Consider the following 23,119-nt stretch of genomic DNA (forward strand, 5'->3'; position numbering starts at 1 on the left):
AAAAGGGCTGAAAGGCATGGCCAACAAGACATTCTCGGAAGTTCAGGATTTTTTGAAGGGCAAGGTAATACTGGTAGCTAACCGCGGTATTCCGGCCCGTCGCATTTGTCGTTCCATCCGCGAACGTTTTGACGCGGTAGCGGCAATGACTGCGACTGATGTGGACAAAACGGCCCCTGCGGCCTCAACGGCGCAGGAACTGATGCTGCTCGGGACAGACCCCCGCGCGTATCTGGATATTGACCGCATTATCGACAAAGCCAAACAACGTGGCGTAGTCGGCATTCACCCAGGCTGGGGGTTTGCTTCCGAGGACACGCGCTTTCCGCAGCGCTGCAAAGAGGCGGGCATCACCTTTATCGGCGCGACAGCCGAGGCCATGAACCTGTTGGGCAACAAGGTTCAGGCTCGAGAAGTGGCTCGCAAATTGGGCATTCCTGTTGTGCCCGGCTCTGAAGGAGCCGTGGATATTCCTACCGCCCGCCAGCTTATCAACGAGATCGGGCTGCCCATCATGCTTAAGGCAGAAGGGGGCGGCGGTGGACGCGGTATTTTTGCCATCCATAACGAGGCTGACCTGGAAGATGCCTTTTTCAAGGCTTCCACCATGGCTCAGGCTTCGTTTGGCAATCCGCGCCTGTTTGTGGAAAAGTTCCTTGCCGATGTGCGCCACATTGAAATTCAGGTCATTGCCGATATGTACGGCAACGTGTTCGCCTTTGACGAACGCGATTGCACCGTGCAGCGCAACCACCAGAAACTCATTGAAATCACGCCTTCGCCCTGGCCGGGTATGACCAAGGCCCTGCGCGACAGGCTCAAGGATTATTCCCGCCGCCTGGTTCGCGCCGTGGGCTACCATTCGCTTGCCACGGTCGAATTCCTCGTTACGCCTGACGGTACGCCGTACCTTATTGAAGTTAACACCCGTTTGCAGGTTGAGCACGGCATCACCGAATGCCGCTATGGCATTGACCTTGTGGAAGAGCAGATCGCCGTGGCCTTTGGCGCGGAACTGCGCTACCGCGAAGAAAGCCAGCGTCCTTCGTACTGGGCCATGCAGGTGCGTATCAACTGCGAAAACCCGCAGGACAACTTCGCCCCCAATTCCGGCCTCATTTCGCGCTATGTGTCGCCCGGCGGCCCTGGCGTGCGCCTTGATTCCAATATCAGCGCAGGCTACGAGTTCCCCGCCAACTACGACTCTGCGGGCGCTCTGCTTATTTCGTACGCAACCGACTGGGAAAAGATTCTGGGCATCACTGAACGCGCTTTGAGCGAATATGTGATTGGCGGCATCAAAACCACCATTCCCTTCTTCCGTCAGGTCATCAAGCACCCGCTGTTCAAACAGGGCAACATTAATACCAACTTCATCGCCACGCATCCCGAGCTCATGGTCTACACCGACCTTGCGCCCGAAGGCGAGCGTCTTGCCAAGCTGGTGGCCGAAATTTCGGCCAAGGGCTTCAACCCCTACGTGCAGCTTGGCGAATACCGTTCAAGCTCCACGCCCTGTCTTGGACCCTTTGAGCCTGTGCTGCCACCCATAAGCACGGCTGCGCGCCGTCAGCCTTCGCCCTATCCGCAGGGCGACCGCATGGCCACGCTGGATTACATCCGTGATTCTGGACTGGTGCACTTTACCGACACCACTACCCGCGACCTCACGCAGTCCAACTCCGGCAACCGCCTGCGCCTTGCCGAGGACAGACTCATGGGTCCCTACCTTGACAATGCGGGCTTTTTCTCGCTCGAAAACGGCGGCGGGGCGCACTTCCATGTGGCCATGCTGGCCAACATGACCTACCCCTTCACCGAAGCCAAGGAATGGAACCGCTTTGCGCCCAAAACCCTCAAGCAGCTGCTGGTGCGCTCCACCAACGTGCTTGGGTATACGCCGCAGCCGCGCAACCTCATGCTCAAAACGGGCGAAATGATTTGCGACCACTATCAGGTCGTACGTTGCTTCGACTTTTTGAACCATGTGGAAAACATGCGCCCCATTGCCGAAGTGGTCATGGATCGCAAGGACATTATCTTCCAGCCCGCCATTTCCATGTCGTGGGCCAAGGGTTTTGACGTCAAGCACTACCTGGGCGTTACCGAAGCCATGCTGCGCATGGTGGGCGACATCATGGGCGCAAGCCCCAAGGAAGCCTCGCGCCACATCATTCTGGGCCTCAAGGACATGGCCGGCGTTTGCCCGCCGCGCTTCATGGATGAACTGGTCAAAGCCCTGCGCAAAGCCTGGCCCGAACTTGTGCTGCACTACCACAGGCACTATACAGACGGCTTGTTCGTGCCCTCGTGCGGTGCTGCGGCCAAGGCCGGCGCGCACATCATCGACGTGGGCCTCGGCTCTTCGGTGCGTTCTTATGGTCAGGGCGATGTGCTCGCCACCATGGCCTATATTGAAGACGAACTGGGCCTCAAGTGCAGCCTTGATAAAAACGCCATTCGTGACGCCAATTTCGTCTGCAAGCAGATCATGCCCTATTACGACCGCTACTGTGCGCCGTACTTCCAGGGTATTGACTATGACGTAACGCGCCACGGCATGCCCGGCGGGGCCACTTCCTCCTCGCAGGAAGGCGCCATGAAGCAGGGGTACATTCACCTGCTGCCCTACATGCTCAAGTTCCTTGAAGGCACCCGCCAGATCGTGCGCTATCACGATGTTACGCCCGGCTCGCAGATCACCTGGAACACGGCGTTTCTGGCCGTTACAGGCGCATGGAAGCGGGGTGGCGAAGACGAAGTGCGCTACCTGCTGGAAGTGCTGGGTCAGGTCACCCGCACCCCTGAAAAAGAACTTACGGACGAAATGCGCCGCGCACGTCTGAACATCTATCAGGACTGCAACGACGCCTTCCGCAACCTGCTTCAGGGCAAGTTCGGCAAACTGCCGCTCGGCTTCCCGGCTGACTGGGTCTATCAGAGTGCTTTCGGCTCTGACTGGAAGAGCGCCATGGCGGCCCGCACCGAGACTTCGCCCCTTGAATCGCTGGCAGAAGTGAACCTTGCAGCCGAAGAAAAGGCCTGCACCGAAATTCTGAAGCGTAAGCCCAACGATGAAGAATTCGTGCTGTACCTTAACCATCCGGCGGACGCGCTCAAGACCATCCAGTTCAAGTCCAAATTCGGCGACCCCAACAACCTGCCTTTGCACGTATGGTTCGAGGGGCTGAAAGTCGGCCAGGATCTGTACTTCAACGACAGCAGCGGCAAGCCCCACCACCTCTTGCTGCTCAGCATATCCAACCCCAACGAGGCGGGCATCTCCATCTGCCGTTACGTGCTCGACTCCGAATTCATGAGCTGCGAGGTTCAGGTTCGTCAGCCTTCGGGCAACGGTGCAAAGAGCACGCTCATGGCCGATACGGCCAACAAGTATCACGTGGCCGCGCCGAGCAACGGCGACTTGTGGGTCATGTATGTGCATCCCGGTGATGTGGTCAAAGCGGGCGAAGAGCTCTTTAACGTTTCCATCATGAAGCAGGAAAAGGCCGTTCTGGCCCCCATTGACGGCATGGTGAAACGTGTGCTCAAAACCGCCGACTTTAAAGAAAACAAGCAAATGGTTTCGGTCAGAGAAGGTGAGCTTATTGTGGAGCTGGGGCCTGTGCCGCGCATATGCGGCAATGAGGCCTGCGGCCAGCCCATTCCTATGGATAACATCGCATTCTGCCCCTATTGCGGTGTGCGCGTAAGTTAATTACTACGCTCACTACTGGAATTTGTGGACAGTTCCTTAATGGCGATATACAATTTCCAAGGTTGTAAAGCTTCTGTTTCCCAAACCGGAGGAAGACATGGCTAAGATTCCCGCCGCCAAACCTGCGCAGAACAAACCCAAGGGCGCCGCGCCCGAGGCAGTTCAGAAAAAACTGGTGCTTGATGGTGCCGAAATTGTGCAGATTGGTCCCGAAGCGGAGTTGCTTGTTGGTGGTAAGAACTACAACACTGCCCTGATCAGTCAGATCCAGGGCATTCAGGCGCCCCATTTTCGCGCCATCTCATCCATTGCCTTTCATCATCTGCTTGATGAAACAAAGGTTAATGGGCGTGTGGTACGCAGCGTGGTGGACCGTGAATACGGGCGCATTGACTGGAACGACCCCGAAATCAACCAGGATCCGGACTTCTTGCAGAAGTTCGTGCGCCAGCTCGGCAAGCAGATTCATCAGGCCGCGCTGGCGGAAGGCGAGCAGACCAATACCAAGCTGCGCACCTTTATCAATAATATAGTCGAAGGCTTCGCCACCTCCCCCGAGGGCATCGACCAGTTGCGCAAGCGCTCGGTCATGGTGCAGGCAGCCATTTTGTCTGTTGAAGTGCCGCACGATGTTGCGGAAGCCGTGCGCGGCGCATACCGCGACATCTGCCGCGAAAACGAAGACGACATGACCCCCGTGGCCGTGCGTTCTTCCGCTGCAGGCGAAGACTCGCGCAAGAAGGCCTTTGCCGGTCTGCAGGATACCTACCTGAACATGGTGGGTGAAGACAAAGTAGTGGAAGCCTACCATTGGGACTGCTCCTCTGCCTATAATCTGCGCTCCATGACCTACCGACGCGAGGCCATCCTTGATGCTCTGGCCAAGGCCGAAGAAACCGGCGATGAGAGCATTGCTGAAAACGCCAAGCTTGAGTGGGCCATTGAGCACACCTCGCTTTCTGTCTGCATGATGCAGATGATCAATCCCGTGATCTCCGGTACGGCCTTTTCTGCCGATACTGCCACGGGTTGCCGCGGCACCGACCGCCGCGAACTGGTCAGCATTGATGCCAGCTACGGCCTCGGCGAGGCTGTGGTAGGCGGCAAGGTGACGCCTGACAAGCTTTATGTCTTCCAGCGCGATGACGGCGGCGAAGTTGTGATCCGCCAGATGGGCTGCAAGGACATGAAGATCGTCTATGACGAACGTGGCGGCACCCGTGAAGTGGAAGTTTCCGAGCTTGAGGCTCTGCGCTGGGCGCTTTCGCTCAGCCAGGCCGAACGCGTAGCCCAGGGTGTGCGCTCCGTCAGCAAGGCTTACGGCGGCATCATCATGGATACGGAATTCTGCATTGACGCCAACGACAAGCTCTGGTTCGTCCAGGCGCGGCCCGAAACCCGCTGGAACGATGACCTTGAGCTGCACCCCCATACCATCTTCATGCGCCGCCGCGAGGTAGATGCCAAAGCCGCCGCCGAAGCCGAAGTGCTGGTGGAAGGCAATGGCGCTTCACGCGGGGCTGGTCAGGGTACCGTGCGCTTTTTGCGTTCTGCCCTTGAACTGAACAAGATCGCCAAGGGCGATGTGCTTGCCGCCGAACGCACCGACCCGGACATGGTGCCGGGCATGCGTGTGGCCTCGGCCATTATGGCCGATGTGGGCGGCGACACGAGCCACGCGGCCATTACCTCGCGCGAGCTTGGCATTGCCGCCATTATTGGCATTCAGCGCCTTGACATACTGCGTGCGCTCGACGGCGCGGAAGTGACCGTTGACGGCACACGCGGCAAGGTCTATCGCGGCCTTTTGCCCCTGCACCTTGTGGGCGGCGAAATGGATCTCTCCAAGCTGCCCCTTACCAAGACCAAGGTCGGCCTTGTGCTGGCCGATGTGGGTCAGGCGCTGTTCCTCTCCCGTCTGCGCAACTTCCCCCAGTTTGAAGTGGGCCTGCTGCGCGCGGAATTCATGCTTGGCAACATCAGCATCCATCCGCAGGCACTGGAAGCCTTTGACAACGGCGAACTGGAAAATGTGGTGCACAGCAAGCTGAAAGAGCTTGAAAACCGCCTTTCCAAGGTGCTGCGCGAGCAGATGGCTGCCGGGCTGATCGTGTTCAACTTTAACCTGCGCGAATACGTGGGCGAAGTGACCGGCCTTGCCGCAGAGGTTGAAGCCTTTGCCGAAGCGAGCAAGAGCCTGAATGCGGAAGAAGTGCTGATGCAGCACCGCAAAATGCGCGAACTGGATCACAAGGTTGACCAGCACCTCGAAATGGCCTCGCGCCGTATTGAAGTGCTCAAGACCTCCAATGATCTGGCCGACCATGTTCGCATCATCATGGGTTACGATGACGCTCTGGCCCTGCTGAATCCGGCTGACCCCGAATCCGCCAAGCGTGTTGCCGAAATCGAAGCCACTGTTGAAGAACATGTGCGCCGCATCAAGGATCTGCCCGCAGTCACCAAGTTGATGGACAACATCAACCATCTGCGTGAAGAAGTGAGCCTGCGCTCCGGCCTGAAAAAGGAAATGGACGACCTGCGCAACCTGACGGACAAAATTCGCGGCATCATCAAGTCCCGCGGCTTCCGTACCGGCAAGGAGCATTACGTTCAGACCCTGGCCCAAAACCTGGCCCTCTTTGCCATGGCCTTCTACGGCAAGCCCATCACGTACCGCACAACCGACTTCAAGAGCAACGAATACCGCAATCTGCTGGGCGGCAGCCTCTTTGAACATACCGAAGACAACCCCATGCTTGGCTATCGCGGCGTTTCCCGTAATATCCATGATTGGGAAATTGAAGCCTTCAAGCTGGCCCGCGGCGTATACGGCGGCTCCAACCTGCGCATGATGCTGCCCTTTGTGCGCACTCTGGAAGAAGCCCGCTCCATGCGCAGCTACCTTGAGCAGGTTCACAAGCTCAAGAGCGGTCAGGACGGCCTGAAGATCATCCTCATGTCCGAGCTGCCTTCCAACGCCATTCTGGCCAAGCAGTTCATCTCCGAGTTTGACGGCTTCTCCATCGGCTCCAACGACATGACCCAGATGGTGCTGGCGACAGACCGCGACAACTCGCGCCTGTCCCACATCTATGACGAGGAAGATCCCGCTGTTATCTGGGCCATCCTTGTCAGTATATTCACCGGGCAGAAGTACGCCAAGAAGGTGGGCTTCTGCGGTCAGGGCGTGTCCAACAGCATCATCCTGCGCGGCCTGGTCGCCATTGCGGGTATTACCTCCGCCTCGGTGGTGCCCGATACCTACTACCAGACCGTGTTCGACATCGCCTCTGTGGAAGGGGAAAACCATTCTGCCGCCGACCTCGGCAAGTGGCTTGCCGCCCAACACCACAAGCGCCTTGCCGATCTGATGGAAAAGACCGGTTACGGTCATATCCTCAAGAAGTACAAGGAACCGCAGGATATTCAGGAATGGTACGAGGGCGAGTTGCAGCGTCGGCACGAACAGTTCCGCGAGCACCTCGACACCCCCAAGGAAGCCTTTTACCGCGCTGAATTGCAGAGCTTCCGTTCCACTTTCCACAAGCCCGTGATCTACGCCACCTGGAACTGGAACGAAACGGTTGAGGATGCCCTGCATCACGCCGGCTTCCAGAACTTCGAGGAGCAGGCCAAGGCTTTGGAATACTCCCGCACGGTCAACGACTAGCGCAAGCCGGTCACTGCCGACTGATACACCAAGGCCCGGATCTCAGGATTCGGGCCTTTTCGCATACAGCGGAGTGGGTGACGCAATCTCTGGCTTCAAAAAAACTTTTTCTGCTTGCAGGAGAATCGTATGCGCATGTGGATGTTACCCCCTGAAGGCATGTGCCGCAAACATTTGCTGGGCGAACACGTGGAACTGCATATGCTTCTTGGCAGCATGCGGCGCGGCAAGAGTATTGAGGGTTTTCTTTCTGGCGGATTGGTTGACCCGCAGCAACTTTTTGCGAGGCATGATGAACTTGTAACAGAGATGACCCGGCGTAGATTCAAACACACATCATCCATTGATGCGTGTGAATGTGCTTCTCTGGCTGCCCAGTATGCAGGCCGCACCTCCATCAACATTGCTGCCAATGCCGCTGAATTACGCCGTAGGTGCCCTGACTGCGCCCACCTGATGCAAGCGAAAAACGCCCCAACACAATCAAAAAACACAATTCCAGTCGGATGATTTACGGGACAGATATCGCGCGCGCCATCAGCGCAATATTTTACTGCAGCGCACGAAAAAGCCGGGCCTGGAAATCCAGACCCGGCTTTGCATTTTCAGGCAGGGTAGAGCGTTAGCTCTTGATGCTGAAATTGAGCTTGCTCTGCATGTTCTGCACGCTCTTGCTCAGGGTGCTCATGGCGTCGTCAAATTCCTTTTGCAGGCTGTCCATGAGTTCATGCACCGAGATAATCTTGTTCACGCGCGCCACGTTGGCACCGCAAAAGGCAAAACCGCGTTCAAGATTGCCCCTCATGGCGTTGATGAGCGCCTGGGCGATGCAATAGGGCGTTTTTTCCTGTTCGCAGGTATGCACACAGTGGAACACGCACTTGAAAGGCTTTTTCTTGCCCTCGCGCGAGGCCGTGATGAATTCATTGCCAAGAGCACGGCCAGGCATGCCCACCGGGCTTTTGATAATGGTGATGTCTTCATCGCGCGCCGTGAGGTAGCTCTGCTTGAAGCGGTCATCAGCATCGCATTCGTGGGTGGCCACAAAGCGGGTACCCATCTGCACGCCGGAAGCGCCAAGATCAAGGAACTTCATGATGTCCGCGCCGGAATAGACGCCGCCAGCGGCAATAACAGGCACGGCTCGACCGCACTTGTCTTCCATAGCCTTGGCGGCATCCACCACCTGCGGCACCAAAACTTCAAGCGAGTGACCGGGATCCTGCAACTCTTCAGCCTTGAAGCCGAGGTGGCCGCCAGCCTTGGGGCCTTCAACCACAAAGGCGTCAGGCGTGTAACCAAAGCGCGAAGCCCATTTTTTGGCGATTACCGTGGCCGCTCTGGCTGAAGAAACAATGGGAACCAGTTTGGTTTTGAATTCTTCTTTCTTTTCCTCGCACACCTGCAACAGGTGATGCGGCATGTCGAGGGGAAGGCCAGCGCCTGAAAAGATGATGTCCACCTTGTTTTCAACGGCGGTGCGTACCATCTGGCTGAACGTGGTAAGCGCCACCATCAGGTTGACGCCAATAATACCGTTGCTGAGTTCGCGGGCTTTCAATATTTCATTGCGCAGGGCGCGCAGATTGGCTGTAAGGGGATCCTTGGCCACATCGGGTTCTTTCATGCCGATCATGGCCCCGGCGATGACGCCGATACCACCCTGATTGGCAACAGCCGACGCCAGCCCGGAAAGCGAAATGCCCACGCCCATGCCACCCTGAACTACAGGGATTTTAGCCGTGAGATCACCTATCTTGAGTGCGGGAAAAGACATTGCAAGACCTCCGTCCTGTCCGTAAGCAGGGTGTCATTTTGCATCGTTTCGATTTCAAACGACATACCTATGTTTGCCGGGAAGCATAGCTGGTAATTTCACAAGACGCAACAATCATCTTTATAATATGTATTCCGGCCCGTTATCCTGCACACAATGAAGCATAGGGGCACCAGTCGCAATGGCGGTCTGGACGCGCCGTAAACGACGGCGCATGGCGCATGTGCAGCAATACAAGAGAAAGCGCCGCATGGCAGTATCCAATGGCCTCCGCCAGGTCTTCATCCACCAGCCCGCCAAAAAGGGGATACTCCCTGCCAGCATCGCGCAGTTCAACCAGCGCGGCGTCGCCAACCGGGCCAAGGCCGCTGCCCACAGCCATGCTCACATAGCAGGGCAATTGCAGGCTGGGCAGCCGGGGCCGCAACTCTTCAAAGAGGGTATCCATATCTTCAAGCATCTGGGGGTCCGGCTCATATTCGCCGCCCACCTGCGTCTGGCGCAAGGCCTCAAAAAGGCTCTCAGTACGCCTGAAATAAAGGATGTCACCCCACAAGCTTCCATCATGTAATTTAAGGCTGCCTGTCTTGTAGTCAAGGATGTGCAGCAGGTCATCGCGCCGGTCAATGCGATCCATTATGCCCCTGAAGGAATATTCACCGCCAGCCAGCGACAGCGTGGCCTTGAGTTCTTCCTCCAGCGCAACAATGATTGTGCTGTCGGGCTGATTGTCCAGAAAACGATTCAAACGCACAGGGGCGGCTTCTTCCAGCATGAGGCAGCTGTCCGGCGGCAAAAGGCGGCGCAGGTCGGCCTTTTCAAGCTCCTCATGAAAACGCGCAAGCATGGTGTCGCGGCTGATATCGCCCCGGCGCACCTCTTTATTGAGATACGGTTCATACAGTGCGTGCAGCGTATCGTGAATGCAGGTGCCCACGGCTGCGGGGTCGTCGCCTTCGTTGACTTCCTTCGGTGGCTGCAAGCCGCAGAGGTACTGCCAGGCAAAGCGCAGAGGGCACTGCTGGTAAACATCCAGCCGGGTAGGTGAAAGCGGTTTTTGCAGAAGGGCCAGCATGGCCTCGTGCAGGGCCTCTGTGCGGGGCAGGCTTTTGGGCGCGGCAGGGGTGCTGCGCACCACGCAACGAGCCACCCCCAGCGGCTCCTGACCGGGCACAAGCAGCTCGCCACGGCGCTGTTCTTCTTCCCACAGCAGTTGCTCCACAAAGCGACTGCGGCTTTTTTTGCCGTCAAAGAGCGCAGAGCGGCTGATGCCCTCCTGCCAGAAAAAGCGTACCTCCTTCGCCCCGGCGCAGAGCCGGTACAGCGTGTGGGCTGTGGCGCGTTCGCGCCTGCGAGCATCGGGCAGGCCAAGCACCTGCCGCAGGGAATCAGGCAGCAGGGGATCCTGCGCAGGGTTGCCGGGCAGCTTGTCGTCCGTGGCGTCCACAATAAGCACCCTGTCAAAGTGCAGCAGGCGCGTTTCAAGCATGCCCAGCACCTGCAAGCCTGTGAGCGGCTCCGCCTCAAACGGTACCCGCTCCTGTTGCAGCACCTCGCGCACTATGCCGTGCAACACGCTGGTGGGAAAGGGCGTCTGCGCGAGGCAGTTTTGCCGCAACACAGGGGCCGCATGGCGGGCAAGTCGGTACATGGCTTCCGCATCCAGCGGAAAATGCCGCCACATGTCGCCGCCGTTGCGCAGCAGAAAATCGCAGATGTTTTGCAGACACAGGGCCATGCCCTCGGTAGTGTCCACCTGCCCCGGCTGGCGCACCAGCACATTGAGCGTGGCTTCAAAAAGCTCAAAAAGCGCAGGATGCATGCCCGGGGCGCACTCCCGGGCAACCTCGTCCATATCCACAAACCGCGCCCCGCCGCGAATCATGCCCTCAATGCGGCGCAAGACCTCGCGCAAATAAAGGGGCGTTGCGCTGCCGTCATCCACGCGCAGCAGGTTCAGGTAGGGGTGCCGCAGGCACTGGAGCAGGTTGCGCCAGTAATAGCGGCCATCTTCCGTCCTGTTTTCCTGCAATTGCAGTAAAGCCTCAAGCAGACGGTTGAGGGGCGAACGTTCCAGCGGATAGCCCATGGAAACGTTGACATCCTTGTTGGGCAAATGGTGCAGAACGGGCATGAGCAGGGCGCTATCTGTGAGCACAACCGCCGTAGAAAGCCCGTCAGACGCGGATATGCCACTGTCCCCGTTTTCTGCCCCATTGCTGGCCCTGCTGGCATCGCTATGTGGCACGGACAGTTCTTCATGCAATGCTTTAAGTTGTGAATGGCAATCGTACCCGGCAAAAAAAGATATGCGCGGCTTGTGCGTGGCCTCGGCGTCCGTGGGTTCCACGGCAAGGCGCGCCGTGGCCTTCCAGCGGCGCAGCCAGACGGCCTGCGCTTCGCACGCCCAGTGCGGTGCGGTGCCCAAAGCCAGCGCCGGGTCTGCATGCAGGCAAATCTGCCCGCCCGCATGCCAGAGCCTGTGCAGCAGGGCTTCCTCACTGCCGGTGAGCAGCGAAAATCCGGCCATCACAACGGGGCGGTCATCTGCGGGCGTAAAAAAGCGGGGCAGGGCAAGTCCGTCTCCGCTGACGGTAAAGGCGTCCAATCCCGGTGTCGTCCAGCGGCGAGCCTCCAGCGCGGCCACATAGGCCTTGCCGATGCGCCCCAGAGCGCCCAGCAGGGCAGCCGCAGGGCCGGAAACCTCCTGTTCCACATGGCTGAGATCCACAGCAGCCACACGCTGGCCCAGCATTTCTTCCAGCAGGTTTGAGAGCCGCAAGCCCCAGGGCAGAAAGTGCGCCATGTCCATGCGGGCAAAACGTGCGGCAAGGCCCTCGTCATCCTGCGCGAGGCCCATAACGCACTCGTGCAGCAGGGCGACCCTGTCCAGCACGTTGGCAGTGTGCAGAGGGTCTGCGCTGGTTTGCGAGCGCCATGCCGAAATAACATCCGCCAGGGTCATGACCTTGGGCAGCAAGCCCTGATAACCTTCTTCCGCGTAGAGCTTGGTGAGGTACCGCCAGGGCCGGTTGTGGGGCACGATCAGCAGGGTTGCGCCTGCCCGCCCCTTGCCAATCCTGGTCAGAAAGGCTTTGAGGTCGGGCAGGAAGGGACGTTGCCAGGGAAAAACGAGAATCGGCGATAAGCTCATGCCTGAGCCTCCGTGGCGGGCAAAAGATCGCTGCAACGCTCGGCAAAGGCCGAAACGCCGTGCGCTTCCACAAGCTGAAACCGCCGTAAATCAAGGTACACCAGCAGGCCGCGCGCACTGCCGGGGGCGCAGTCGTTTCCGGCTTCCAGGCAGGCAAGGTAGGTCTGTAGCTGCGCCACGTGATCTGCTTCCGGCTGGCCGCTTTTATAATCAAGCACCAGCGGTCCCCACGGCTCATGCACCAGCAAATCCATGCGCAGCAAGCGCCCCTCGGCGTCCATGAGCGAATGTTCGGGCCAGCCCGCTTGCAGCCAGCGAGCCGCCTGCGGCTGCGAGGCAAACCATTGCAGCGCCGCAACGGCATTTTCCCGCAACGCGGCCTCGTCCGGCACAGGCAGGGAAAAATGCCCAAGGCCGAAGTTCAGCGCCGCCTGCGCGTCCGCCTGCGGATTGCCTGTTATGTGAAGATGTTCAAGGCACAGATGCAGGAAACTGCCCCTGTCTTCTGCGCGAAAACTGAATCCTGCCAGAGGATTACGAAAAATTTTGAGGCGCGGCAGCCACTGCATGGGCCGCCAGGCGGGGTCGGCAAAGCCAGCGGAATCTCCAGCATATGGAGCCATTGCATCGCTTGGGGCAATATCCACAGGGGAATTGGCAGCGTTTTCCTTGCCTTCCGGGCTTTCCGCAACATCCGGCTTGCTGCCCCAGGGGGCCGCGGCAGAAGTCCTCGCAGCACTTGCAACCGGGGCGGCATCGTGCGCGGCTGGCTCCTCGCCCACGGTGTAGGGGGCTGTGAACCCGGCCTGTTCCATAAGCATATCCAGCACGTCACTGGTAGAGCCGCGCCCGCCCACGGTGCTGGTGCGCAGCACGTAGAGCGCATCGCGCGCACGGGTAAAGGCCACATAGAGCAGGTGGACGTTTTCGCGGCACTGGCGGGCAAGCTCCTGATGATAGGGCGCACCCAGATGCTTTCTGTTGCCCACGGCAAGGCGCAGGCCCTCGCGCTCGACCATCACGGTTTCATTGCCCATGCGGGCGCGCAGGTCTGTCCACGGCACAATGACCACCGGGGCTTCCAGGCCTTTGGATTTGTGGATGGTCATGACGCGCACTGCATCCATGTTTTCGGGCATGGGCACCTTTTCTTCGCCGCTTTTGGCGTGCCAGTGCTCCAGAAATGTGGGCAGGGTGGCAAGGCCCTTTTCTTCCGCGCTGTGCAGCACTTCCATGAAGCGCCGCAAAAAGGTCTCCGCCTCGGGATAGCGCCGCTCCACATCCAGCCGGGCAAACCATTCAAGCGTCATGTCATAGGGCGTCATGAGGCCGGATTGACTGTGGAACGGAGCAAGCAGCCGCTGCCAGATTTCTGGCCAGCGCCTTTTGAACCGCTGGAACAGCGGCCCGCCTTTGGATGCGGCGCACCAGCCAGCAATGTCCTCGTGCACGAGAGCCGCAGCTTCGGGATGCTCCCTGAATATGCTGCCGCACACAAGGCTCATAAAGGCGATGTCGTCCTCTGGGTTATCAAGAAAGGAGAGCAGGGCCACGGCCTGCACCACCAGCGGATGCGCGGCAAGCCGCAGGCTGTTTTCTGTAATCACGGGAATATTTTCACGGATCAGCCTGTCGGCCACAAGGGTGGCCTTGCCGTTGCTGCGCACGAGAATGAGCACATCGGCCCAGGGATGGTGCGGCTCAATATCCTCATGCAACAGTGTGCAGAGGCGTTCAAGCACATCTTCGCCCAGAGCCTCGGCATCCACGGAAAGGATGGTCTCCACGCGTACAAAGCCGCCCTCGCGGGCATTTTCAGGGCATTGCTGCTCCGTGCCCGCAAAGGCGCGCACAAGGCCCTGAGCGGCCTGCCCGCAGATTTCCGGCGGGGTGCCCGAGGGCAAAAGGGCGGCCATGACCTTTGCGGCCATGGCCGGCTGCGCCAAGGGGCCGAAAATGCCGTTGTTGTGCTGCACGATTTCGCGGCGGCTGCGCCAGTTATAGGGCAGATTGTCGCGCTGGCCGTCAGGCGCGAGGGCTGTGAGGCCCGCATCGTCAAACACGCCGTCAAAAAGTTCCGGCTCGCCACCACGCCAGCCGTAAATGGACTGCTTGACGTCACCCACCCAGGTGAGGGAGCCGCCGCGCGAGAGCGCTTCTTCTACAAGGGGACGCAGCGCGTACCATTGCTCGCGGCTGGTATCCTGAAATTCATCCACCAGAAAATGCGTGAGGCGCGAGCCCATGCGGCACAGGGCTTCGGGCACGCCGTTGTCGCTTTCAAGCACCTGCCGCGCCATGTGCGGAATCAGCAGGCCCGGCAGGCTGCCTTCCTGCCGCTGGTTTTGCACAAAGGCCTGCACAAGGGTACGCGCCAGCAAGAGCACGGGGGCAAGCCCCACAGCCTGACGCAGTAGGGGAGCGGTATCCGCCAGAATCCCGGCTGCTCGGGCAAAGGCCTCGTAGGCTTTTTGCACTTCGTCGCTGACCACGGGTTTTTTCAAAAACAGGTCGGACGCGCTGGCCTTGCTAAGGTATGCCGAAGTCTTGCACTGCCCGGCGGCAATGGCTTCTACAGCCGCGAGGGCGTTTTTGCTGAAATTGAGCCCGCTGGCAGCCGCAGCGGCCAGAAAAATATTGGCATGGGTAACGGCCATGCTCTCCACTTCGCTCAGCCGTTTGTGCAGGGTTTCTGTGGGCGAAATGTCTTCAAAGCGCCCGAGCAGCACGTCATCCAACAGGCCGCGCAACTGGTTGAGCAGCTTTTCGCCCGCAAGAAAGCCCGTACTGTTCTCCCGCCAGGCCATGGCCCGATAGACCTCGCGCAGCAGGGAGCGCATGGTTTCATCGCCCTGCCATGCACGTTCAAGCAATACATCAAGGTAGGGGGTGAGCACTTCTTCCGTGGCAAAAACAGGCTGAAAATCCGGATGCAGATCAAGTTCCAGCGCTGCCGCGCGCACAATGAGGTGCAGCAGGCTGTCAATAGTGCGGATGTTCAGCGCGCCCATATCGCGCATGATCACATCCACCCAGCGGGAGGCCTGATCGGGCGAAAGCGCAAGCCCGCCCAAGGGCTGCCCAAGGGCCGCGCTCTTGAGCTGCCGGATAACGCGGTCGCGCATTTCGGTAGCAGCGGCATTGGTAAAGGTAATGGCGAGGATGTCGCCCCAGCCGCAGCGGCCCCCCGGCAAAAGCACGCAGGCCGAGGAGGCAGAAGCACTCGCGGGCGGCCCGCTCTGCACCAGCCTTTGCAGAAAACAATGTGTCAATTCATAGGTCTTGCCAGAACCGGCAGAGGCCTTGACCTGTCGGAGATGCTTCATGCTGCCGGTTACGCCGGGGGCAGCATGCCCTTCAGCATGCCCTGACCGGTGGATTCAAGCACAGCCCGCCACAGGTCTGAATAGATGTTGAGCTTGCGGCGCTTGCGGGTCACAAGCTCCAGCGGCAGATGCACGTAACGATCCTGAATTTTGCCCACCACCATGTCTGTGCGTCCGGCCATGGCGGCATGCACTGCGTACTGGCCCAAAAATCCGCAATAGACCTTGTCGTTGGCGTTGGCCGGGATGGAGCGGATAATATAGCTCGGGTCAATGTATTTCAGCGAATGCTCAATGCCGCGCGCGCCAAGATAGGAACTGATATTCTTGCGCAGCAGGTCGGCCACATCACCAAGCACGGGGTTGCCCGAGACATCCTTGGCGGCGTGATTTTCCATAAGGTGCTGGCCTGCGCCCTCGGCTGCCACAATCACGGCATGCCCGCGCGAGCGCAGGCGTTCTTCCAGCGCGGGCAAAAGCCCGCCCTCGCCCTCAAGGGCAAAGGGAGCCTCGGGAATGAGCACAAAGTTCACTTCTTTGAGGGCCAGAGCCGCGCGCGCGGCGATAAAGCCCGATTCCCGCCCCATCAGCTTGACAAGGCCAATGCCGTTGGGCACGCCGCAGGCCTCGGTATGTGCGCATTCAATGGCCTCCGTGGCCTTGAAGGCGGCTGTTTCAAAGCCGAACGACTGGGGAATGAAGTTGATGTCGTTATCAATGGTTTTGGGGATGCCGATGACGGATATCTTGAGCCCGCGCGCCTGCACCTCGCTACTGATGGCAAGAGCGGCCTTCATGGTGCCGTCGCCGCCAATGACAAAGAGAGCGTTGACGTTGCTGCGTTCAAGGTTATCCACAATTTCCTCGGCAGGCTGCGGCCCGCGTGAGGAACCAAGCATGGTGCCGCCAAAACGGTGAATATCCGCCACGCTTGAAGGCGTAAGCTCAAAGGGAGCATGCCCGTACTTGGGAATAAAACCCTCAAGCCCGTAGGCGATGCCCAGAATGGAGGGCACGTTGTAGGCGTGGAAGGCCTCCATCACAATGGCGCGGATGACATCGTTGATGCCGGGGCAAAGCCCGCCGCAGGTCACGATGGCGCACTTGGCGCGGGTGGTGTCAAAATAGAGTTTTTTGCGCGGGCCAGCGGCCTCAAGGCATACGCTGAAGGGCGCGTTCACTTCTTCCGACAGTTCTTCATCCACAACAATCTGCACGGTCTTGTTGTCTGCCCATGTGCGGTAGGGCAGCACAGAATCAAGCTTGCAGGGGCCAAGCGTGCGGATTTCCGTTTCGAGCGAACATTCTTGCATGGTGCAGCCTCGGCTGTTTTGGAGCTATTTGCTTAAACCAAGTTCCGCCGCATTGGCGCGCATGGCTTCGATGGACAGAGCCAGAAAAGCATCAAGCTCAAGCCCGGCCTCGGCGCACTGGCGGATGTTGTCGCGGCACACGCTGGCCGCAAAGGCTTTATCCTTCATCTTTTTCTTTATACTTTTAACTTCCATGCCTTCCATGCCCGTGGGGCGCATGAGCGCAGCGGCAGAGATAAGCCCGGTGACGGTTTCGCCGCAGCGCAGGGCGTAATCAAAGCGCGAGGCTGGGCCAGCCGCGCCGTTCATTTCCGCATTATGGGCGCGAATGGCCGTAAGGGCCTCATCCGGCAACTGGCCAGCCAGCATTTCTGCTGTGTCCAGCCCGTGCCGCGCGGCGTTTTCCGCCGTGGCGGGGTAGTCGAGGTCGTGCAAAAGGCCCGTGAGGCCCCAGAGGTCTTCATCTTCGCCAAAATGTTGGGCAAGGGCGCGCATTATGGCCTCGGAGGCCAGGGCATGCTGCAACAGGGAAGGCGGTGTTTTTTGCTCGGCCAGCAGGGTGAGGGCCGATTGACGTTCTATCATGGCAAGTACTCCCTTATGTTTAAAAATGTAAATCAGGCAACCCGGCTTTGCAAGCCGCGCGAGGGTGAACGGCCGATGCGCAGCCGTGGCCCGACCCGCAGCCCAGTTGACAGCACGGCATTAATGACGGAAAAGAATCTTTTCGGAATACATATTCCACTACCTTTGCCGAAGCGACAATTTATGCCCATATACGGTCTCCGTTTCAGAACGCTTGGACAAACAAGCTATTATACCGGCCCCTCCGGCTTCAAACGGGGGGATCATGTACTTATTGAGGCAGAACAGGGCCAGACCCTCGCCGAAATAGTATCCGGCCCCGCAGAGCATTTGCCCGGACAAATGGAGCAGGAACTGCCCTCCATTCTGCGTCATGCCGGTTCAGAAGACATCCTCCGTGGTGAAGCCAACGAGCAGATGGCGCGCGAAGCGCAGCAGTTCTGCCGCCAGTGCATCCGCGACCGCAACCTTGATATGAAGCTTGTGGATGTGGAGGTCTTTTTTGACCGCAGCAAGCTCATCTTTTACTTCACCGCGCCCTCCCGCATTGATTTTCGCGATCTGGTCAAAGACCTTGTGCGCGAATACCGGGCGCGCATCGAGCTGCGGCAGATAGGCGTGCGCCACGAAACGCAGATGGTGGGCGCTGTGGGCAACTGCGGCATGGTCTGCTGCTGCCGAAGGTATCTGCGCAAGTTTGCGCCCGTGACCATCCGTATGGCAAAAGAGCAGAATCTCTTTCTGAACCCTGCCAAAATTTCGGGTATTTGCGGCCGCCTGCTCTGCTGCCTTTCTTACGAGCAGGACAACTACGACCATTTTCACCGCATGTGCCCGCGGCTCGGCAAGAAATACCAGACGGACAAAGGCCCCATGAAGGTTCTGCGGGCCAATATGTTCCGCAATTCCCTTTCTGTGCTGACGGAAAACAATGAAGAAGTCGAACTGAGCCTGGACGATTGGCAGGCGCTTTCGCCCCACAGGCCGGAGGCCCCCCAGGGCGTACAGCCAAAGCAGCCGCCCAAAGGCCCCATGAACGACAACAGCCTGCTTGTGGTTTCCGCTACGCCGGATACTCTTGACTCTCTTGATTTTATGGATGAATTCCGTCAGGACGAGCGCGATACCCCCGCCGAGGAATCCGCCCCCGCCGAATCCGGCGAACGCGCTCCCGGTGTGGAGGCGCAGGCCGAACCGGGCAAGAATCGCCGCAAACGCCGCCGCAACAAGTCGCAGCGGCCCGACCACGACTAGCAATTAAGCTTACGGAGCCTTGAGTGAACAGCTTTTTCATCACAACGCCCATCTATTACGTCAATGCCAAGCCCCATCTGGGGCATGCCTATACCACTGTGGTTGCCGATGCCATGGCCCGCTACCACAAGCTGATTGGCGAGGACACCATGTTCCTCACCGGTACAGACGAGCACGGCGACAAGATTGTTCAGGCGGCGGAAAAACAAGGCCAGACTCCCAAGGAGTTTGTGGACGATATCAGCGGTCGCTTCCGCGCGCTGTGGCCCAAGCTTGACGTTGCCAACGACCGTTTTGTGCGCACCACCGATCCCGAGCACATCAGCGCCGTGCAGGCCTTTTTGCAAAAGGTCTATGACGCGGGCGACATCTATTTTGGCGAGTTTGGCGGGCATTACTGCTACGGCTGCGAGCGGTTCTATACCGAAAAAGAACTGGAAAACGGCCTCTGCCCCCAGCACCTGACCAAGCCGGAATTTATCAGCGAGAAGAACTACTTCTTCCGCATGTCCAAGTATCTGCCCTGGCTCAAGGAGCACATCGAGGCCAATCCTTCGTTTATCCGGCCCGAGCGCTACCGCAGCGAAGTGCTGGCCATGCTCGAATCCGGCGCGCTGGAAGACCTGTGCATCTCGCGCCCCAAATCGCGCCTGACATGGGGCATTGAGCTGCCCTTTGACAAGGATTACGTCTGCTACGTGTGGTTTGACGCGCTGCTCAACTACATCAGCGCGCTGAACTGGCCCGATGGCGAAGATTTTAAAAAGTTCTGGCCCGGCGAACATCTGGTTGCCAAAGATATCCTCAAGCCCCACGCCGTATTCTGGCCCACCATGCTCAAATCTGCGGGCCTGCCGCTGTATGAGCATCTGAATGTCCACGGCTACTGGCTTGTGCGCGACACCAAGATGTCAAAGTCGCTTGGCAATGTTGTGGAACCGAGCGATATGGCCCATCGCTTCGGGCCGGACGCATTCCGCTATTTCCTGCTGCGCGAAATGCACTTTGGTTCTGACGCCAGCTTTAGCGAAGACGCCCTTGTGGGCCGCATCAACGCCGACCTTGCCAATGACCTTGGCAACCTGTTCAGCCGCGTGCTTTCCATGACGGCCAAGTATTTCGGCAGCCGCGTTCCCATGCCCAAGGCGCTTCAGGAGGACGACAAGGCCATTGCCGACCTGTGCGCCAACTCCATGCGCAACTTTGTGCAGCTTTTTGGCAACGTGCAGTTTGCCCAGGGGCTTGAATCCCTGTGGGAGCTCGTGCGCGCCCTGAACAAATATGTGGACACCCAGGCCCCCTGGGCGCTCTACAAGCAGGGCAACATGGAGCGCCTCGCAACCGTCATGTACGTCATGCTGGCGGCCATGCGCAAAACCGCGCTCTGCCTCTGGCCCGTCATGCCCGTAGCCTCTGGCAAAATGCTGGCCCAGCTCGGGCAGCAGGTGCAGGACGGACAGCCCCCGGTTGCCAATGTGGAAGACGAAATTGCCCATTTTGAAGGCCTTGAACCCGGCATTCAGGTGGCGGAAGGCTCCAACCTGTTCCCGCGCATTGAAGTGAAAAAAGAAGGCGCGGACAGCAAGGAACCCAAGGCTCAAAAGAAGGACAAGCAGGCGGAAAAAGCGCAGGAAAAAGCCGCGCCCAAGCAGGCTGCAGCAGAGCAGGGCGGGGCAGAAGCCCCCGTGGCCAAGCCCAATGTGGAATTTGACCAGTTCAAGGCTCTGGATCTGCGTGTAGGCACGGTGAAGGTGGCGGAAAAGCATCCCAATGCCGACCGCATTCTGCGGCTTGAAATTGACTTTGGCGAAGGAGAACTGCGTCAGATTCTTTCCGGCCTGGCAGAGCACTATGCGCCGGAAGATATAGTAGGTAAACGCGTGTGCGCAGTGCTGAACCTTGCCCCGCGCAAGATACGCGGCTTGGTTTCGCACGGCATGGTGCTTACGGCCGGAACCGACAGCGCGCTCGGTCTGCTTGCTGTAGACCGCGACGTGCCTGACGGCAGCGAAATAGCATAATTAGGTATGGTGAGCGGCGTCGCACCCGTGGTTCAAATGGGCGCGACGTCTGCAACCAGCACCAGTTAACTGCAATACAGAATAATTGGCGGAAATGCTCTAGTGGACCTTGGCCTCTTCTTCACGGAACAGGCGCTCAAGGGCGGCGGCATCAAGCGGCGTAAGGTTGAAACGCATACCCGCTTCGTCCAGAAGGGCAGACAGGCTCTTGCCAGTATGCAGGGCACGCTGTTCCGCCAGATAGGCCGCAGCCTTACGAACAAGTTCACCTTGCGGCATAATGGTTGTCATGGAGATATCCTTTTTTATTCACCCATAGCCGTTGTGCCGCCTTTTGGCAATGCTCTGCCCGCAGGACGACACATCCCACACTAGGCGACAGGATTTCGCGCCAGAGGGTTTTTATGGATAATCTGTTTACTGCGGTAATTTTGAGCATTGTCGAGGGGCTGACGGAATTTCTGCCTGTTTCCTCATCCGGCCACCTCATTCTGGTGGGCGATCTGCTCAACTTCATGGGCGAAAAGGCCGCCACCTTTGAGGTGGTTATTCAGCTTGGCGCCATCATGGCCGTGGTGGTGCTGTACTGGAAGCGCTTCTGGGGCCTCGTGCGCCCCCAGCCCTATGTGCGTTTTGCGGGCATGCGCGGCATCATGCTGCTTATCCTTACATCACTGCCCGCCAGCGTGCTCGGGCTTTTGCTGCACTCGACCATCAAGACCTATCTGTTCCGTCCCTTGACCGTGCTCATTGCGCTGGTTGTGGGCGCTGTGATGATGATAGTGGTTGAGCGCCGCAAGTTCAAACCCTCATATATCACACTGGACGACATGACGCCCAAGCTGGCCCTTGGCATTGGCTGCTTTCAGTGCCTTGCCCTGTGGCCCGGTTTTTCGCGCTCGGCCTCGACCATCATGGGGGGCATGCTGCTTGGCGGCAAGCGCTCGCTGGCGGCGGAGTATTCGTTCATTGCCGCAGTGCCCATCATGGTTGCCGCCACCGGCTACGACATGCTGAAAAGCTGGCATTTGTTCAGTGCTGCGGATATTCCCTTTTTTGCCGTGGGCATGATTGGCTCGTTCCTCTCGGCATTGCTGGCAGTCAAGGTGTTCATCGCCCTCATGGGCCGCGTTACCCTGGTGCCTTTTGCTGTGTACCGCCTGCTGATCGCCCCATTTATTTATTATTTCATGGTGAATTAAAAAAATGCTTGCCAAGGGGCGGCAATTTTTATAAATAGATCGTCGCGCTAACGAGGCGCTGACACGGCAAGGTAGCTCAGTTGGTCAGAGCATGCGGTTCATACCCGCAGTGTCGGGGGTTCAAATCCCTCCCTTGCTACCAGAATTTCATACCCGGAAGTCTTACGAGACTTCCGGGTTTTTTGTTTTGCGGCAGACTATGCAGATTCATTGGACAGGGCAGACAAGCCCAGTAATCCCTGCTCAAGCACGCTTCAGTCATACTATTTTTCACAGCTGCAACAAGATGCTTTCAAAATTGCTATGATGCTGTTACGCTAAAAGTCCTGCTCAGCTTCCAGGAAGATCATCCAGATGCCGTTTCCACACCTGTGGCACATACACTCGGCACCAATCAAAACAAAGAGAGCACCATGAAGACCATTATAAGAAAAACACCAAAGACCATGTATCAGCCTGTTGGAAAATATTCGCACACAACCATTATACCTGCTGGCATGGACACTTATGTGTTTTCAGGGCAAATCGGCATCAGGGGCGATGGCGCTTTTCCTGCGGATTTTAACGATGAAGTGCAGCAACTTTTTAAAAATATTAAAACATTGCTTGATACTGAGGGACTGTCTGGAACAGATATTACCAAGGTTAATATTTGGTCTGTGAAAGAAATCGACTGGGACTATTTCGACAGTGAGTGGGATAAGCTTTTTGATAGCAAACACCCATCGATGACGATTGCGTATGTATCGGCATTGGGTCTGCCGGAAATCAGCATAGAAATTGATATCTGGGCTGCAAAGCAACCCCAGGGATAATTCCGGGCGCCCTTCATGGACATGAGGGCGCCCAGGCACCGATTGGATAGCTGGCACAATGGCATGGGGCAGGGTAATTGATAACCCCCATCATCCATGGTAATTCATTAATAGTTATTTATTGGCGACCCTGGGGGCATTATGAAAGAAAAAACTGTCTACCGATGCAAGCGCTGTGGTGATGTGTTTTACTGCCCAACGGGCCTCGTGGATGAATTTATCTTTAAACTTCGGCTGCTTTTCAGACTACTGTCCTGCCCACGATGCGGTAGTACGCTTAT

Annotated in this window: 13 protein-coding genes and 1 tRNA gene; 8 read left to right on the forward strand and 6 right to left on the reverse strand. The window is 58.1% G+C overall.

Translation table 11 applies throughout. The features are described from left to right. Positions 1 to 16 precede the first annotated feature (16 nt). From RDK48_RS08905 to RDK48_RS08915, 3 genes are all read left to right on the forward strand, one after another. Positions 17 to 3,718: a pyruvate carboxylase gene (locus tag RDK48_RS08905; RefSeq protein WP_298993738.1), complete on the forward strand. Its 3,702-nt coding sequence runs from the start codon at positions 17 to 19 to the stop codon at positions 3,716 to 3,718. Positions 3,719 to 3,815: 97 nt separating this feature from the next. Continuing rightward, complete coding sequence (locus tag RDK48_RS08910; protein WP_298993737.1) at positions 3,816 to 7,391, forward strand: PEP/pyruvate-binding domain-containing protein; 3,576 nt, start codon at positions 3,816 to 3,818, stop codon at positions 7,389 to 7,391. A gap of 141 nt (positions 7,392 to 7,532) precedes the next feature. Continuing rightward, complete coding sequence (locus RDK48_RS08915; RefSeq protein ID WP_308587916.1) at positions 7,533 to 7,901, forward strand: pyrimidine dimer DNA glycosylase/endonuclease V; 369 nt, start codon at positions 7,533 to 7,535, stop codon at positions 7,899 to 7,901. Between the two features lie 112 nt (positions 7,902 to 8,013). On the opposite strand, the gene RDK48_RS08920 is transcribed toward RDK48_RS08915, so the two are convergent. The 5 genes from RDK48_RS08920 to RDK48_RS08940 all read right to left on the reverse strand — a co-directional run bounded on the left by RDK48_RS08920 (position 8,014) and on the right by RDK48_RS08940 (position 17,546). Next, positions 8,014 to 9,168, reverse strand: coding sequence for a nitronate monooxygenase family protein (locus RDK48_RS08920; RefSeq protein ID WP_298993735.1), 1,155 nt, complete (start codon positions 9,166 to 9,168; stop codon positions 8,014 to 8,016). 142 nt (positions 9,169 to 9,310) lie between these two features. Beyond that, positions 9,311 to 12,322, reverse strand: coding sequence for a PD-(D/E)XK nuclease family protein (locus RDK48_RS08925; protein ID WP_298993734.1), 3,012 nt, complete (start codon positions 12,320 to 12,322; stop codon positions 9,311 to 9,313). Next, positions 12,319 to 15,648 (reverse strand): exodeoxyribonuclease V subunit beta, encoded by a 3,330-nt coding sequence (locus RDK48_RS08930; RefSeq protein WP_298993732.1) that lies wholly within the window; start codon positions 15,646 to 15,648, stop codon positions 12,319 to 12,321. The genes RDK48_RS08925 and RDK48_RS08930 overlap by 4 nt, the downstream gene beginning before the upstream one ends. An 8-nt stretch (positions 15,649 to 15,656) precedes the next feature. Then, entirely contained in the window at positions 15,657 to 16,961 is a 1,305-nt protein-coding gene (locus RDK48_RS08935; RefSeq protein ID WP_298993730.1) for an ATP-dependent 6-phosphofructokinase, read from the reverse strand. Between the two features lie 24 nt (positions 16,962 to 16,985). Then, positions 16,986 to 17,546 carry an HD domain-containing protein gene (locus RDK48_RS08940; protein WP_298993729.1) on the reverse strand — a complete coding sequence of 187 codons (561 nt, stop codon included), beginning with the start codon at positions 17,544 to 17,546 and terminating at the stop codon, positions 16,986 to 16,988. 183 nt (positions 17,547 to 17,729) lie between these two features. Here RDK48_RS08940 and RDK48_RS08945 point away from each other — a divergent pair, with 183 nt between their 5' ends. Further along, positions 17,730 to 18,800, forward strand: coding sequence for a regulatory iron-sulfur-containing complex subunit RicT (locus RDK48_RS08945; protein ID WP_298993727.1), 1,071 nt, complete (start codon positions 17,730 to 17,732; stop codon positions 18,798 to 18,800). A 23-nt stretch (positions 18,801 to 18,823) separates the two neighbouring features. Beyond that, positions 18,824 to 20,821 (forward strand): methionine--tRNA ligase, encoded by a 1,998-nt coding sequence (gene metG, locus RDK48_RS08950; RefSeq protein ID WP_298993725.1) that lies wholly within the window; start codon positions 18,824 to 18,826, stop codon positions 20,819 to 20,821. Positions 20,822 to 20,920: 99 nt separating this feature from the next. On the opposite strand, the gene RDK48_RS08955 is transcribed toward metG, so the two are convergent. Beyond that, entirely contained in the window at positions 20,921 to 21,112 is a 192-nt protein-coding gene (locus RDK48_RS08955) for a hypothetical protein (protein ID WP_298993723.1), read from the reverse strand. 113 nt (positions 21,113 to 21,225) lie between these two features. On the opposite strand from RDK48_RS08955, the gene RDK48_RS08960 reads away from it, so the two are divergent. The 3 genes from RDK48_RS08960 (at position 21,226) to RDK48_RS08970 (ending at position 22,838) form a co-directional block, all read left to right on the forward strand. After that, on the forward strand, positions 21,226 to 22,023 hold the full coding sequence (locus RDK48_RS08960; RefSeq protein WP_291444680.1) for an undecaprenyl-diphosphate phosphatase: 798 nt from the start codon (positions 21,226 to 21,228) through the stop codon (positions 22,021 to 22,023). Between the two features lie 65 nt (positions 22,024 to 22,088). Further along, positions 22,089 to 22,165 (forward strand) — tRNA-Met (locus RDK48_RS08965). A gap of 271 nt (positions 22,166 to 22,436) precedes the next feature. Further along, a complete protein-coding gene (locus RDK48_RS08970; protein ID WP_298993717.1) occupies positions 22,437 to 22,838 on the forward strand; it encodes a RidA family protein in 402 nt (133 codons plus the stop codon). Positions 22,839 to 23,119: the final 281 nt, after the last annotated feature.

The sequence above is a fragment of the uncultured Desulfovibrio sp. genome (assembly GCF_902477725.1).
In the GTDB taxonomy this organism is placed as follows: domain Bacteria; phylum Desulfobacterota; class Desulfovibrionia; order Desulfovibrionales; family Desulfovibrionaceae; genus Desulfovibrio.

What these genes read in the sequence shown, in the direction of transcription:
- RDK48_RS08955 (WP_298993723.1), bottom strand. Translation starts at nt 21,112, where the DNA reads ATGACAACCATTATGCCGCAAGGTGAACTTGTTCGTAAGGCTGCGGCC.
- RDK48_RS08945 (WP_298993727.1), top strand. Translation starts at nt 17,730, where the DNA reads ATGCCCATATACGGTCTCCGTTTCAGAACGCTTGGACAAACAAGCTAT.
- RDK48_RS08960 (WP_291444680.1), top strand. Translation starts at nt 21,226, where the DNA reads ATGGATAATCTGTTTACTGCGGTAATTTTGAGCATTGTCGAGGGGCTG.
- RDK48_RS08930 (WP_298993732.1), bottom strand. Translation starts at nt 15,648, where the DNA reads ATGAAGCATCTCCGACAGGTCAAGGCCTCTGCCGGTTCTGGCAAGACC.
- RDK48_RS08925 (WP_298993734.1), bottom strand. Translation starts at nt 12,322, where the DNA reads ATGAGCTTATCGCCGATTCTCGTTTTTCCCTGGCAACGTCCCTTCCTG.
- RDK48_RS08920 (WP_298993735.1), bottom strand. Translation starts at nt 9,168, where the DNA reads ATGTCTTTTCCCGCACTCAAGATAGGTGATCTCACGGCTAAAATCCCT.
- RDK48_RS08935 (WP_298993730.1), bottom strand. Translation starts at nt 16,961, where the DNA reads ATGCAAGAATGTTCGCTCGAAACGGAAATCCGCACGCTTGGCCCCTGC.
- RDK48_RS08910 (WP_298993737.1), top strand. Translation starts at nt 3,816, where the DNA reads ATGGCTAAGATTCCCGCCGCCAAACCTGCGCAGAACAAACCCAAGGGC.
- RDK48_RS08915 (WP_308587916.1), top strand. Translation starts at nt 7,533, where the DNA reads ATGTTACCCCCTGAAGGCATGTGCCGCAAACATTTGCTGGGCGAACAC.
- RDK48_RS08970 (WP_298993717.1), top strand. Translation starts at nt 22,437, where the DNA reads ATGAAGACCATTATAAGAAAAACACCAAAGACCATGTATCAGCCTGTT.
- RDK48_RS08940 (WP_298993729.1), bottom strand. Translation starts at nt 17,546, where the DNA reads ATGATAGAACGTCAATCGGCCCTCACCCTGCTGGCCGAGCAAAAAACA.
- RDK48_RS08905 (WP_298993738.1), top strand. Translation starts at nt 17, where the DNA reads ATGGCCAACAAGACATTCTCGGAAGTTCAGGATTTTTTGAAGGGCAAG.